The organism is Actinomadura sp. KC06, assembly GCF_004348735.1.
Classification (GTDB): Bacteria; Actinomycetota; Actinomycetes; order Streptosporangiales; family Streptosporangiaceae; genus Spirillospora.
Window position 1 is genome coordinate 79820 of the sequence record NZ_SMKT01000006.1, and the last position, 13060, is coordinate 92879.

A 13060-nucleotide genomic window follows, 5' to 3' on the forward strand; every position below is an offset into this window, starting at 1 on the left:
CGTGACCGACATCCTCGAAGTCGCCCGCCGCCAGGTCCTGGACGAGGGCGAGGGGCTCTCGGCCGAGCAGGTCCTGCGCTGCCTGACCCTCCCCGACGACCGGCTGGACGACCTGCTCGCGCTCGCCCACGAGGTGCGGGTGCGGTGGTGCGGCCCGGAGGTCGAGGTCGAGGGCATCGTGTCGCTGAAGACGGGCGGCTGCCCCGAGGACTGCCATTTCTGCTCCCAGTCCGGCAAGTTCGAGTCGCCGGTCCGCTCCGTGTGGCTGAACATCCCGGAACTGGTCGAGGCGGCGAAGGAGACCGCGAAGACCGGCGCGACGGAGTTCTGCATCGTCGCGGCCGTCCGCGGCCCGGACGAGCGCCTGATGTCGCAGGTCCGCGACGGCATCAAGGCGATCAACGACGCCGTGGAGATCAACATCGCGTGCTCACTCGGCATGCTCACCCAGGAGCAGGTGGACGAGCTGGCCGCGATGGGCGTCCACCGCTACAACCACAACCTGGAGACGGCCCGCTCCCATTTCCCGAACGTGGTCACCACGCACACGTGGGAGGAGCGCTGGGAGACCCTCCGCATGGTGAAGGACGCCGGAATGGAGGTGTGCTGCGGCGGCATCGTCGGCATGGGCGAAACGATCGAGCAACGCGCCGAATTCGCGGGCCAGCTCGCCGACCTCTCACCGGACGAGGTCCCCCTGAACTTCCTCGCGCCCCGCCCCGGCACCCCGTTCGCAGACTTCCCCCTGGTCGAGGGCACGGAAGCACTGAAATCAATCGCCGCGTTCCGCCTCGCCCTGCCCCGCACCATCCTCCGCTACGCCGGCGGCCGCGAACTCACCCTCGGCGACCTCGGCACCCGCGACGGCATGCTCGGCGGCATCAACGCCATCATCGTCGGCAACTACCTCACCACCCTGGGCCGCCCCGCAAAAAAGGACCTGGAACTCCTCACCGACCTCAAAATGCCCATCAAGGCCCTCTCCCAGACCCTGTGATTCCAGGACGGACGCGCGGCCTCGTCGGCCGCGCGTTCACACGATGCGAACCATCCGCTCCTGGATAATTCGGCGGATATGGTCGAGCACGACCTTGCCGTCGACACCCTCGGCCCATGAGATGCCGACCTCGGTGAGATCTCCCTCGTCCTGGTGATCGAGGACCTCGATGTCGGCCTCGTCCGGCAGGAAGAGGTGCTCCCGGATCTCTTCAGCGGTCATGTCCCGAGGATCCACCGGATAGGTCACACCGTGGATCACGATCTTGGTCCGCTGGTCGATGGTGGTCGCCATGGGCGGGATCGTGGCCGAAGGCTCGTTCACGTCTTCCACGGCCCCCAACGGCTGGTCTCGATCTCGATGTTGAACGGCTCCGGCAGGTGGATCGTCTCCCCGAACGCCCACGACTCCTGATGCAGGTAAGCGCCCGTGGACGGGTCGGGAATGCAGTAGAGGGTCGTCTTGGCCTCCTTCGGCGATCGGTCGACGAGAAGGTAGTAGGGGATCTCGACGTGGGCGTAGCGGGACCATTTGTTGGGTTGCGCCAGTCGGCGCCCGCTTCTCGGTGGCCGATCCTGCTCGGAGTTGCTGGGCGAGGTGACCTCGACCACCATCTCGATCTCATCAGGCGACAGCCCGAAGGTGTCGGCATCAGCGGCGGCGTCCAGTGCGTCCGCCGCGAGAACGATGAGGTCGGGGACCGCGGACTTGCCCGCCGTCTCTCGGTACAGGTTGACGACCTGCGTGGCCACCCAAGGGAAGTCGGGGTCTTTCATTGCGGCGTTCGACATCGCGGTGCTGATGTGTCCGAGAATCATTGCATGCGCCACGGTGGGTGCCGGTGACACGACGATCTGACTCCCGATGATCTCGACCCGTATGCCCTCGTACGGAAGATCGAGAAGGTCCTCCACCTCGCCGCGCACCCACATGCCCCACAGCGAGTCATCGGACACGCCGTCAAGTCTGGTAACCAGGGCCCTCGTCACGTTTTGCGACCTTTCCCTCACGATCTGCTCCCGGTCATCGTAGAGAAGGGTTGCACCCAGCGTAGCCGGATCCTTCGAACTTGTGGTCGAAAGATCTGGGCGCGGCCGGAGTGGAACCGAGGGTCAGCGGCGGAGGCGGGTGATGAATTTGTAGCGGTCGCCTCGGTAGAGGGATTGGGCCCATTCGACGGGCTGGCCCGTGGTGTCGAAGGCGTGGCGGGAGAGGAGGAGCATGGGGAGGCCGACGTCCACGCCGAGGAGCTGCGCGTCGTGCGGGGTGGCCAGGACGGTCTCGATCGTCTCCTCGGCCTCGGTGAGGTGGACGTCGTAGGCCGTGGCCAGCGTCTCGTACAGGGAGCGGTGGCGGGGGAGTTCGCGGCGCAGGCCGGGGAAGCGGCGGGCCGGGAGGTGCGAGGTGTCGATGGACATGGGCTCGCCGTCCGCGAGGCGGAGCCGGTGGACGCGCAGGACGCGCCCGCCCGGCCTGATGCACAGGAGGGTGGCGAGGCGTTCGTCGGCGCTGACGTAGCCCGCCTCCAGGATGCGGGTTTCGGGTCGCAGGCCGTGGTGCCGCATGTCCTCGGTGTAGCTGACGAGCTGGAGCTCCTGGGAGACCTTCGGCTTGGCGACGAACGTGCCCTTGCCCTGGATGCGCTGCAGGCGTCCTTCGACGACCAGTTCGGCGAGGGCCTGCCGGACGGTCGTGCGGGACGTCTCGTACTTCTCCGCGAGGGTCCGCTCGGGAGGCAGCGGGCTGCCGGGGGGCAGGGACTGGATCAGCTCGACGAGGAGTTCCTTGAGCTTGTAGTACTTGGGGATGCGCGGCGCCTGGTTCGGGTGGCGCTTACCGACGTCGCCCAGTGAGGCCCGGTCGTAGCCGTGCTCGAATCCGCCCCCGTGCCGGGGCCCGCCCCTGACCTCCGTCACGGCATCTCCTCACGTTCATCATCGGTTTCCCCGATGTTATGTGTGAAGACTACGACCGGTAGAACATGCGATCTTCGCCAGGGCCTCTTCCAGGCGGGTGAGCTCCGGCTCCGCCAGCGTGGCACGCGCGGTGAGGCGGAGGCAGGCCCGGCCCTTGGGGACGGACGGCGGCCGGAAGCACCCGACGCGGAGCCCGTGCTCCGCGCAGACCTCGGCGGCCCGGACGGCGGCGTGCGGTTCGCCGAGGAACACCGGGACGACGGCGGCGGCCGGGACGGCGGTCTCCAGGCCGGAACCGGCCGCGAGGTCGGAGATGCGGCGGGCGCGGGCGCGGGCGCGTCCGGGCAGGGCGGGGTCGGCCTGGAGGACGTCGAGCGCGGCGAGCGCGGCGCCGGCGGCGGGCGGGTTCAGGCCGGTGTCGAAGATGAACGAGCGGCCGGTGTCGATCAGGGTGTCGATCACCTCGGGGGCGCCGAGGACCGCGCCGCCCTGGGACGCCAGGGACTTCGACAGCGTGACGGTGAGGACCACGTCCGGTTCGCCCGCGAGGCCCGCGGCGTGCGCGGCGCCGCGGCCGTGGTCGCCGACGACGCCGAGCGCGTGCGCCTCGTCGATCACCAGCAGCGCGCCGTGCGTCCGGACGGCGGTGTGCAGGGCCCGCAGCGGCGCGAGGTCGCCGTCCACGGAGAACACGGCGTCGGTGACGACGATCGCGTGGTCCTCGTCGCGGTCGGCGAGGGCCTGCTCGACGGCGGCGGTGTCGCGGTGCGGGACGATCACGACGCGCGAGCGCGACAGGCGGCACGCGTCCACGAGCGAGGCATGGTTGACCTGGTCGGACACGACGAGCGTGCCGGGCCCGGCGAGGGCGGTGACGGCGCCGAGGTTGGCGAGGAAGCCGGAGGAGAAGGCGAGCCCGGCGGCGCTGCCGGTGAACGCGGCGAGCCGCCGGTCCAGCTCGGCGTGCAGCTCCGTCGTCCCGGTGACGAGGCGGGAGCCGGTGGAGCCGGTGCCCCACTCGCGGGCGGCGGCGACCGCGCCCTCGACCAGGCGGGGGTCGCCCGCCAGCCCGAGATAGTCGTTGGACGCCAGGTCGGCGAGCCCGCCGGTCCCGGAGGGGCGGGGACGGAGCGTCCGGCGCAGCCCGGCGTCGGCGCGCCGGGCCGCGGCGTCCCGGAGCCTGGCCAGGGGGTCACGTGCCGCGGTCATGCGCTGCATCCTGCCAGGTCGCGCGCCGGGCGGGGGACGGGCCCGGGCACCAAAGCCCATCGGCGATGATGGTGACGTGCCTACCTTGACCGATCTCGTCCGCGATCACAGCGATCTGACCGAGGACGATCTGGAGTGGCTGCACGCTCTGGTGTCCGACTGGCAGCTCCTCGCCGACCTGTCGTTCGCGGACCTGCTGCTCTGGGTGCCGCTCCGGTCGGCGGCCGCGCTGCCCGCCGACCGCGCCCGGCGGCCCCTGCCGGACACGGGCGCCGCCGTCCCGGGCTGGGTGGCGATCGCGCAGATGCGGCCGACGACCGGGCCGACCGCCTACCCGGAGGACCTGGTCGGCAAGGTCGTCCGGACGGGACGGCGCGGGCTGATCGACGTGGCGTGGCGGGAGCGGCGGATCGTCCGGGAGGGCGATCCGGAGTGGGGCAGCGGCATCCCCGTCAGGGAGGAGTCGATCCCGGTGCGGCGCGGCGCGAAGGTCCTCGGCGTGATCCAGCGGAGCACGAACCTCAGCTCCGCCCGCACGCCGAGCCGCCTGGAGCTGACCTACCTGCAGAGCGCCAGCGACCTCGCGACGATGATCTGCGAGGGAACGTTCCCGGCGCCGGGCGAGGAGCCGAACATGGTCCGCTCGCCGCGCGTCGGCGACGGGCTGATGCGGCTGGACCGCTCCGGCCGGGTCACCTACGCCAGCCCGAACGCGCAGTCGGCGTACCGGCGGCTCGGCTACCCGGCCGACCTGGTCGGCGAGGCGCTCGGGCAGATCACCGCCGACCTGTGCGACACGGGGGAGCCGATGGAGGAGGCGCTGAGCGTCGTCCTGTCCGGCCGGGCGCCCCGCGAGGTGGAGGTGGAGTCGCACGGGTCGATCATGCAGCTGCGGACGATCCCGCTGGTCGTCAGCGGGACGCGGATCGCCGCGATCGTCCTGTGCCGGGACGTCACCGAGCTGCGGTGGCGCGACCGGGAGCTGCTCACCAAGGACGCCACCATCCGGGAGATCCACCACCGGGTGAAGAACAACCTGCAGACGGTGGCGGCGCTGCTGCGGCTCCAGGCGCGGCGGTTGCAGATCCCGGAGGGCCGGGCGGCGCTGGACGAGGCCGTCCGCCGTGTCGGGTCCATCGCGATCGTGCACGAGACGCTGTCGCACACCCCCGACGAGCTGATCGACTTCGACGACATCGCCGACCGCGTGATCACGATGGCGGGGGAGGTGTCGACGCCGGAGACCAAGGTCACGCCGAAGCGGAGCGGCAGTTTCGGCGTCCTGCCCGCCGAGGTCGCCACGCCGCTGGCGATGGCGCTCACCGAGCTGCTCCAGAACGCCCTGGAGCACGGCCTGACCAACCGCTTCGGGACGCTCGAGGTCGTCGCGCACCGCTACGGCGACGGCGAGGCGCCCCGCGATCCGGGCGGCGTCTCCGTCTGGGGCGACTGGCCGGGGGCGGACGAGCACGCGCGCGTCGTCCCGGAGGAGGGTCCGGCCGGGGGACGCCGCCTCGTCACGGTGGTCGCCGACGACGGCGTGGGCCTCCCCGAGGACTTCGACGTGGAGAGCAGCAACAGCCTGGGGCTCCAGATCGTCCGGACGCTGATCGTCGGAGAACTCGGCGGCCACCTCGACTTCCGCCCCCGCGAGGGCGGCGGCACCGAGGTCGTCGTCGACATCCCCCTAGGCGACGCTCAATCCTCCCGCCGCCAGCCGTCCCAGGCCCCCTAGAGGCCCAGCCCCACTATCGCGAAGGCCCAGACCGGCTATCGCGCTGACATCAGCTGACACCCCGGCGACGCAACGACCTCAACGCTTGCGATCGCGTCCGAAGGCAGGTTCGAGCTTGCGAGAACCTGATCGCGCAGCGAGCCGCCAAGGCGAGACGAAGCGATGCAGCGATCGCGCCGCGTTTCTCGACGATGGAGGGCCCCAGGGCCCGAAGGAGGAGAGAAATGCAAAAACTAGAGCCCAGCGCGGGCGCGGGCGCGGGAGGCGCGGCGCTTGAGGGCGCGGCGCTCGTCTTCGCCCATGCCGCCCCAGACGCCCGAGTCCTGGCCGGATTCCAGCGCCCAGCGCAGGCAGGCGTCGGTGACGTCGCAGCGGCGGCACACCTGCTTGGCCTCTTCGATCTGCAGGATCGCGGGTCCGGTGTTGCCGATCGGGAAGAACAGCTCGGGGTCCACGTCACGGCAGGCTGCGCGGTGGCGCCAGTCCATGCGGTCCACTCCTTCGTCAGGTGGTGGAGAGACTCCACTCTTGTGAACGGTTTCACATGTCGAAAACACCCAGGTGGCGGTGGCCAGGTCCAGGGGTGAATGTTCGGCGGCGCTGCGAGACGGAGACCGGCGTCGTCGGGGTCCCTTGTCGGCTGGCGCACTTTGAGCGTGTCAGGGGGGCGCGGGCAGACGCAAGACCTTTGAGAAAGGATTCTCAAAGTATGGATGTCGCATGTGTCACATCCGTGGGTCAGGCGTGTTACTTGGCTCTCACCTGGCAGCCCGAACGGTCTCAAATGACGATGCGTATTGCCTTCGGGACCGACCGGAACGTCACGCTGCGGTGTTCGCCAAGGTAGTCGCCGTCCAGCTGAAAGGCCATCGGCCGCTCCGCGCGCAATGTGACCTCGGCCGCATCGTGCACGTTCACGACGTGCCGTCCCTGCACCGGACGGGCCCGGGCGGTGAGCATCTGCGCCACCGCCCCGAGCGTCGGACCGACGTCCAGGGAACGGATGCCGAACACGTCCAGGCCGCGGGAGAAGTTGGCCTTCGGACTCGGATTCACCGGGAGGCGTCCCATGAAAGTCCAAGGCGATGTATTGGAGATGAACGCAAGGAACAGTCCGGTTTTCGGTGGACGCCCCGGCTGTTCCAAAGTGAGGGCCGGACGCCGCCTGTCGGTGCCGGAGAAGAAATGCCGGACCGCCGTCTGGACGTACAGCGAGTTGTAGGCGGTGGCCCCGGCCGCGCGGCGCCGCTCGACCTCCCGGACGACCTCGGCGTCCAGCCCGACCCCCGCGCAGAACGTGAAATAGCGCTCCGGACCGCCCTCGTGGGAGGCCGTGCCGAGCCCGATCGTGCGGTGCCGTCCCGCGCGCAGCGCTTCGAGGACCGCCTTCGTCGCGCCGATCGGGTCGCCCGGCAGGCCGAGCGTGCGGGCGAAGACGTTGGTGCTGCCGGTCGGAAGGACCGCCAGCGCGGGCAGCCCGGGGGACGGGCCGTGGGCGAGCAGCCCGTTGACGGCCTCGTTCACCGTCCCGTCGCCGCCGAGCGTGATCACGACGTCGTAGCCGTCCACGGCCGCCTGCCGGGACAGCTCGGTGGCGTGGCCGCGATGCCCGGTCTCGGCGAGGACCAGGTCGAGATCGCCGGAGAACGCCCGCATCAGGATGTCGCGGGCGCGCCGGGAGGTGGAGGTCGCCTTGGGGTTGGCGATGAGCATGGCGCGCACGGCGTCAGGGTATCGATCGTTCCGGATGCGTTCGCCCGGTGTTGCCCCACCATTTCGCCAGGCATCCGAGAACCGGGCTGGGGGGCGTGATCCACGGGCGGGGCCGAGTAGGGTCTCTGGTTGTGTCCAAGCGTCCCATCACCGTGCAGGCCGCCGCCGCCCTCGAGGCCGTGGAGGGCGCCGCAGCCGTCGGGTTCGGCGTGTACACCGGCGTGGAGACGGCCACCGGCGCCGCCGTCGACCCGGCCAGCGCGATCGGGGTCACCGTCCTCGCGCTCGCCGGCGGACTCGGCATGCTCGCGTGCGCCCGCGGGCTGTGGCACGCCGACCAGTGGAGCCGCGCCCCCGCGGTGCTGACCCAGCTGTTCGCGCTGCCGGTCGCGTGGTCGCTGTGGCAGAGCGAGCGTCCGGAGCTGGCGATCCCGATGGCGGTGGTCGCCGTCCTCGCGCTGATCGCCGTGCTGAGCCCGCCGAGCACCGCCTGGCTGATCACCGATCATGACGAGGACGACGTCCTAGAGGACGATGGCGCCGCTGGCGACGATCAGTCCGTGGAGGACGAGGTCGAGCCCGCGCAGGGCCCGGGCGAGCCGCGGTCCCTGGGGCAGCGCCTCAAGGACCGCCTCAAGGAACAGCCCACCAAGGACTGACCGTCCTCCAACCCCACCCGGGCCGGTTACTCGTCGGCGGTGAGGCCCTCGCGGAGCTGGGCGAGGGTGCGGGCGAGCAGCCGGGACACGTGCATCTGGGAGATGCCGAGCTCGGCGGCGATCTGCGACTGGGTCATGTTGCCGAAGAACCGCAGCAGCAGGATCTTCTTCTCGCGGGCGGGGAGCTTCTCCAGCAGCGGCTTCAGGGACTCGCGGTACTCGACGCCCTCAAGCGACTCGTCCACCATGCCGAGGGAGTCGGCGACGGCGGGAGCGTCCTCGTCGCCGGAGTCGGGCGCGTCCAGGGAGACGGTGGAGTAGGCGTTGGCGGACTCCAGGCCCTCCAGTACCTCCTCCTCGCTCATCTGCAGGTGCGCTGCCAGCTCGCTGACGGTCGGGGCGCGGCCCTCCCGCTGGGCGAGGTCGCTGATCGCCTTGGTCAGCGACAGCTTCAGCTCCTGCAGGCGGCGCGGGACGCGCACCGCCCAGCCCTTGTCGCGGAAGTGCCGTTTGATCTCGCCGACGATGGTGGGCGTGGCGTAGGTGGAGAACTCCACGCCGCGTTCGAGGTCGAACCGGTCGATCGACTTGATCAGCCCGATCGTGGCGACCTGGATCAGGTCGTCCAGCCACTCGCCGCGGTTGCGGAAGCGGCGGGCGAGGTACTCCACCAGCGGCAGGTGCAGCTCCACGAGCTGGTCGCGGATGCGCTGGCGCTCGGGGTCGCCCTCGGGAAGCTCGGCGAGGCGCTCGAACAGGGCACGGGCGCGGGCGCGGTCCGGCACCGCGCTCTCGGACCGCTCGTTGCTCGCGCCGGCGATCGTCGTCTTCTCTGTCACGGGGCCCCCGCCGAACCGCGGCGCTTCTGCAGCGTCACGGTGACCCGGTCGTCGGCGCCGACCTGCGCGTCGACCTCGCCCGCCAGCGACGACAGGACGGTCCAGGCGAAGGTGTCGCGGCTCGGCACCTCGCCGTCCACGGTCAGCACGGACACGGAGATGCGCATGGCCTCGCCGGTCAGCTCGAACTCGCACACCAGGTCCGTCCCCGGCAGGGCCTGGGCGAGCAGCATCGCGCACGCCTCGTCGACGGCGATGCGCAGGTCTTCTATCTCGTCCAGCGTGAAGTCCAGCCTGGCCGCGAGCCCGGCGGTCGCCGTCCGCAGGACGGACAGGTAGGCGCTCGCGGCGGGCAACTTGACCGTCACCACGTCGCGGACGGACAACTTCGTACTGGTCGGCATTGCAGCGGTTTCCTCGGTCACGTCACTCCCTCGCAGGATGGTCCCGCTGCTTCCGAAACTACCGCCTGCGAGCCCCTGTGCGAGACTTCGCCGCGCGTGGCTTTCTCACCAATGTCCGCGGCGACGTGAAAGGACGCGATCCAAACCTCGTCCGAGGGAGGCGTGCGTCACGTCCGGAGACCCGCCGGGACGTCCACCGGCCGCGCTCGAATAGCCTGCACGGGTGATCCGATTCGCGACGTCCGGCGACGTCCCCGACATCCTGCGGCTGATCCGCGAGCTCGCCGAGTACGAGCGCGCCCTGCACGAGGTGAAGGCCACCGAGGAGCAGGTCCGCGAGAGCCTCTTCGGCCCGGACCCGAAGGTCTACGCCCACGTGGCCGAGCACGAGGGCCGCGTCGTCGGGTTCGCCATGTGGTTCCTGTCGTACTCGACGTGGAACGGCACGCACGGGATCTACCTGGAGGACCTGTTCGTCTCCCCGGACGTCCGCGGCCACGGGTACGGCAAGGCGCTCCTCACCGAGCTGGCCCGGATCGCGGACGAGCGCGGCTACGGCCGGGTCGAATGGTCCGTCCTCAACTGGAACAAGCCGGCCATCGACTTCTACGAGGCGATGGGCGCCCGCCCGCAGGACGAGTGGACGGTCTACCGCCTCACCGGCGACGCCCTCACCGGGGCCGCCGCGTCCTACCGCCCGCCCCCGGAGCACACCGGGCACGGCGCCTCCGCGTAGCTGCCCTCGGCCACGACGACGCCCGCTCCGAGGCAGTGTGTGCAGAGGCCCGACCCGCGCACCGCCGGATGCTCCCAGACGGGCGGGAGCGGGCCGTGGACGTGGGCGTCGTGCTCCTCGCCCACCCCGGGGAACCTCCACAGCTGGTGACGCGGTCCGTCGTCCGCGGGCTCACGCGCGCCGCCGACGACCTTGCGGCCGTGGCAGTACATGCACATCAACCGCAGCGGGCCCAGGCGCTGCTCGCCCGTCCCGCCGCACTCCGGGCATTCGATCTCGTCACTCACACGCACCGCCGCGTTCGCAGTCCGCCGCCGGCCCGCCATGCCGGGCTACTTCCTTGAGAGAAGGATGACCTGCCCGCGCGCGCCGGGCAACGCCTTACTCTGCGCGGACCGCACCGGGACGGCCGAGACATGACCGAAGCCCGGCCCCATCGGGACCGGGCCTCAACGTTCTCGCTGGTCAGCCCTGCTTGGTCTCCTTGAAGATCTTGTCGATCTCGTCGATCTTGGCCAGCAGTTCGTCGGCGACCTTGGCGTCCATGCTGCCCTTGGTCCCCGTGGCGCCGGCGAGCTTGGTGGCCTCGTTGAACAGCTGGTGCAGGTGCGGGTACTTCTCGAAGTGCGGAGGCTTGAAGTAGTCGGTCCACAGCACCCACAGGTGCTCCTTGACCAGCTGGGAACGCTGCTCCTTGATCAGGATCGCCCGGGCGCGGAACTCCGGGTCCTCGTTGGCCGCGTACTTCTCGGCGATCGCCTTGACCGACTCGGCCTCGATCCGGGCCTGCGCCGGGTCGTAGACGCCGCACGGCAGGTCGCAGTGCGCGGACACCGTGGTCTTCGGGCGCAGAAGCTTGAGCAACACCTGCGATTCCCTTCCCTCGTTGTGGATCATGCTCAGGTCACCGACATTACTCTTGTGCCCGTGGGCCCGTCCGGCCAGGGCGCTCGGTATTTCGGCCTAGGACCGGATCGCGGCGCGGCCCGGAACCCTTTCCAGGACTGTTCATCACCGGCGCCCGGCGAACTATGCGGGCGGACGAGGAGGACCATGCGGATCCGCGCGCTGTTCTTGGGCCTGGCCGGGGCGGCGGCGCTCGCGGCGGCCGGCGCCCGCGGGCGGCTGCGGGCCGTCGAGGTCACGGGCGACTCGATGCTGCCGGGGCTGCGGCCGGGGGACTGGCTGCTCGTGCGGGCCGGCGCCCGTCCCGAGGCCGGGGACGTCGTCGTGGCGCGCCACCCCGAGCGGCGGGACCTGCTGATCGTCAAGCGCGCCGGGCACCGCGCGGCGGGCGGATGGTGGCTGGAGAGCGACAACCAGCGCGCCCCGGGCCGCCGCGACAGCTGGGACTTCGGCCCCGTCCCCGACGCGCTCATCGTCGGCCGCGTCATCGCGCGCTACTGGCCGCGCCCGGCGCCCCTGCGGCCCGGCCCGGCGGCCCTGCGGCCCGCGTTCCGGAAGGGGAACACGGGCCGTCCGAGGTGAGCGCCGGGCGCGTCAGATGCGGGCCACGCCCTCGCGGCGGGCCTGGGCGGCGACGGCGGCGCTGACGGCCGGGGCCACGCGCTCGTCGAACGGGCCCGGGATGACGTAGTCGGCCGTGAGGTCGTCGCCGACGATGTCGGCCAGGGCGGTCGCCGCGGCGAGTTTCATGCCCTCGGTGATGGAGTGCGACCGCACGTCCAGGGCGCCGCGGAAGATGCCGGGGAACGCCAGGACGTTGTTGATCTGGTTCGGGAAGTCGCTGCGTCCCGTCGCGACGACCTTCGCGTGCCGGCGGGCGACCTCCGGGTGGACCTCGGGGGTCGGGTTGGAGAGGGCGAAGACGATCGCGTCCGGCGACATCGTGGCGACGCACGACTCGTGGACGGTGCCGCCCGACAGGCCGATGAACACGTCGGCGCCGCGCAGCGCCTCTTCCGTGGAGCCCTTGAGGTGCGACCGGTTGGTGATCGCGGCGATGCGCTCCTTGACGGGGTTGAGGCCGTCGCGACCCTCGTAGATGAGGCCCTTGCTGTCGGACAGGGCGATGTCGCCGATGCCGGCCTCGATGAGGATCTGCGAGACCGCGATGCCGGACGCGCCCGCGCCGGCCACCACCGCGCGCAGGTCCGCCAGGGGCCTGCCGACCAGGCGGGCCGCGTTGGTCAGGGCGGCGAGCACCACGATCGCGGTGCCGTGCTGGTCGTCGTGGAAGACAGGGATGTCGAGGGCGGCGCGGAGCCGGTCCTCGATCTCGAAGCAGCGGGGGGCGCTGATGTCCTCCAGGTTGATGCCGCCGAAGCTCGGCGCCATCCGGATCACCGTGTCGACGATCTCGTCGACATCCGTGCAGCTCAGGGCGATCGGGACCGAGTCGACGCCGGCGAACTCCTTGAACAGCAGGGACTTGCCCTCCATGACCGGCATGGACGCGGCCGGGCCGATGTCGCCGAGCCCGAGCACGGCGGTGCCGTCGGTGACCACGGCGACGACCTTGGACGTCCACGTGTAGTCGTAGGCGAGTTCGGGGTGGTCGGCGATCGCGGTGCAGACGCGGGCGACGCCCGGCGTGTAGGCGAGGGAAAGGTCGTCCTTGTTGCGGACCGGAATGGTCGACCGCATCTCCAGTTTCCCGCCGCGGTGCAACGGGAAGGCCGGATCGTCGTCCAGCGAGGAAGGTTCGGTGGGAATGGGCTGAGCAGCCACAGCGACCCCTGTCGGTGAAAGTTGGCTTTCTTGAACGCCGCCGCGTTGGTGGTGGTGTGGTGGCCGGTCACGCGGTGGTCATCGTGTGACGTACGGGGGTCACCCGTTGTCTGATTGTGCCATACCCCCTCTCAAATCCTGATTGAGCGGGGATGGTGGCG

16 protein-coding genes are annotated in these 13060 nt (G+C 70.8%); 5 read left to right on the top strand and 11 right to left on the bottom strand.

What is annotated here, in order from left to right:
• Nucleotide 1 precedes the first annotated feature (1 nt).
• Nucleotides 2-997: a biotin synthase BioB gene (gene bioB / locus E1287_RS03900; protein WP_131963409.1), complete on the top strand. Its 996-nt coding sequence runs from the start codon at nucleotides 2-4 to the stop codon at nucleotides 995-997.
• Nucleotides 998-1033: 36 nt separating this feature from the next.
• Here bioB and E1287_RS03905 read toward each other — a convergent pair whose 3' ends face one another.
• The 4 genes from E1287_RS03905 to E1287_RS03920 form a co-directional block, all read right to left on the bottom strand.
• A complete protein-coding gene (locus tag E1287_RS03905) occupies nucleotides 1034-1291 on the bottom strand; it encodes a hypothetical protein (RefSeq protein WP_131963410.1) in 258 nt (85 codons plus the stop codon).
• Between the two features lie 26 nt (nucleotides 1292-1317).
• On the bottom strand, nucleotides 1318-1953 hold the full coding sequence (locus tag E1287_RS03910) for a Uma2 family endonuclease (protein ID WP_131963411.1): 636 nt from the start codon (nucleotides 1951-1953) through the stop codon (nucleotides 1318-1320).
• A gap of 156 nt (nucleotides 1954-2109) precedes the next feature.
• The gene (locus E1287_RS03915; RefSeq protein ID WP_230421355.1) at nucleotides 2110-2913 is read right to left on the bottom strand and encodes a GntR family transcriptional regulator; all 804 of its coding nucleotides are present in this window, start codon (nucleotides 2911-2913) and stop codon (nucleotides 2110-2112) included.
• 36 nt (nucleotides 2914-2949) lie between these two features.
• A complete protein-coding gene (locus E1287_RS03920; protein ID WP_131963412.1) occupies nucleotides 2950-4122 on the bottom strand; it encodes an 8-amino-7-oxononanoate synthase in 1173 nt (390 codons plus the stop codon).
• Between the two features lie 76 nt (nucleotides 4123-4198).
• On the opposite strand from E1287_RS03920, the gene E1287_RS03925 reads away from it, so the two are divergent.
• Nucleotides 4199-5857 carry a PAS domain-containing sensor histidine kinase gene (locus E1287_RS03925; RefSeq protein ID WP_131963413.1) on the top strand — a complete coding sequence of 553 codons (1659 nt, stop codon included), beginning with the start codon at nucleotides 4199-4201 and terminating at the stop codon, nucleotides 5855-5857.
• Between the two features lie 233 nt (nucleotides 5858-6090).
• Here the strand turns inward: E1287_RS03925 and E1287_RS03930 are convergent, their stop codons facing one another.
• Nucleotides 6091-6345: a WhiB family transcriptional regulator gene (locus E1287_RS03930; protein ID WP_131963414.1), complete on the bottom strand. Its 255-nt coding sequence runs from the start codon at nucleotides 6343-6345 to the stop codon at nucleotides 6091-6093.
• 292 nt (nucleotides 6346-6637) lie between these two features.
• On the bottom strand, nucleotides 6638-7570 hold the full coding sequence (locus E1287_RS03935) for a diacylglycerol kinase family protein (protein WP_347813951.1): 933 nt from the start codon (nucleotides 7568-7570) through the stop codon (nucleotides 6638-6640).
• A gap of 131 nt (nucleotides 7571-7701) precedes the next feature.
• Here E1287_RS03935 and E1287_RS03940 point away from each other — a divergent pair, with 131 nt between their 5' ends.
• Nucleotides 7702-8229 (top strand): hypothetical protein, encoded by a 528-nt coding sequence (locus E1287_RS03940; RefSeq protein ID WP_207933991.1) that lies wholly within the window; start codon nucleotides 7702-7704, stop codon nucleotides 8227-8229.
• 26 nt (nucleotides 8230-8255) lie between these two features.
• On the opposite strand, the gene E1287_RS03945 is transcribed toward E1287_RS03940, so the two are convergent.
• A complete protein-coding gene (locus E1287_RS03945) occupies nucleotides 8256-9014 on the bottom strand; it encodes an RNA polymerase sigma factor SigF (protein WP_026401215.1) in 759 nt (252 codons plus the stop codon).
• Between the two features lie 50 nt (nucleotides 9015-9064).
• A complete protein-coding gene (locus E1287_RS03950) occupies nucleotides 9065-9493 on the bottom strand; it encodes an anti-sigma factor (protein WP_131963416.1) in 429 nt (142 codons plus the stop codon).
• A gap of 202 nt (nucleotides 9494-9695) precedes the next feature.
• Between E1287_RS03950 and E1287_RS03955 the strand changes: the two genes are divergently transcribed.
• Nucleotides 9696-10208, top strand: a complete 513-nt coding sequence (locus E1287_RS03955) for a GNAT family N-acetyltransferase (RefSeq protein ID WP_131963417.1) — start codon at nucleotides 9696-9698, stop codon at nucleotides 10206-10208.
• On the opposite strand, the gene E1287_RS03960 is transcribed toward E1287_RS03955, so the two are convergent.
• On the bottom strand, nucleotides 10163-10495 hold the full coding sequence (locus tag E1287_RS03960) for a hypothetical protein (RefSeq protein WP_131963418.1): 333 nt from the start codon (nucleotides 10493-10495) through the stop codon (nucleotides 10163-10165). The genes E1287_RS03955 and E1287_RS03960 overlap by 46 nt on opposite strands.
• Nucleotides 10496-10673: 178 nt before the next feature.
• Complete coding sequence (gene sodN / locus E1287_RS03965; RefSeq protein ID WP_207933992.1) at nucleotides 10674-11075, bottom strand: superoxide dismutase, Ni; 402 nt, start codon at nucleotides 11073-11075, stop codon at nucleotides 10674-10676.
• Nucleotides 11076-11261: 186 nt separating this feature from the next.
• Between sodN and sodX the strand changes: the two genes are divergently transcribed.
• A complete protein-coding gene (gene sodX, locus E1287_RS03970; RefSeq protein ID WP_131963420.1) occupies nucleotides 11262-11696 on the top strand; it encodes a nickel-type superoxide dismutase maturation protease in 435 nt (144 codons plus the stop codon).
• A 12-nt stretch (nucleotides 11697-11708) separates the two neighbouring features.
• Here the strand turns inward: sodX and E1287_RS03975 are convergent, their stop codons facing one another.
• Entirely contained in the window at nucleotides 11709-12899 is a 1191-nt protein-coding gene (locus E1287_RS03975) for an NADP-dependent malic enzyme (protein WP_131963421.1), read from the bottom strand.
• Between the last annotated feature and the right edge of the window lie 161 nt (nucleotides 12900-13060).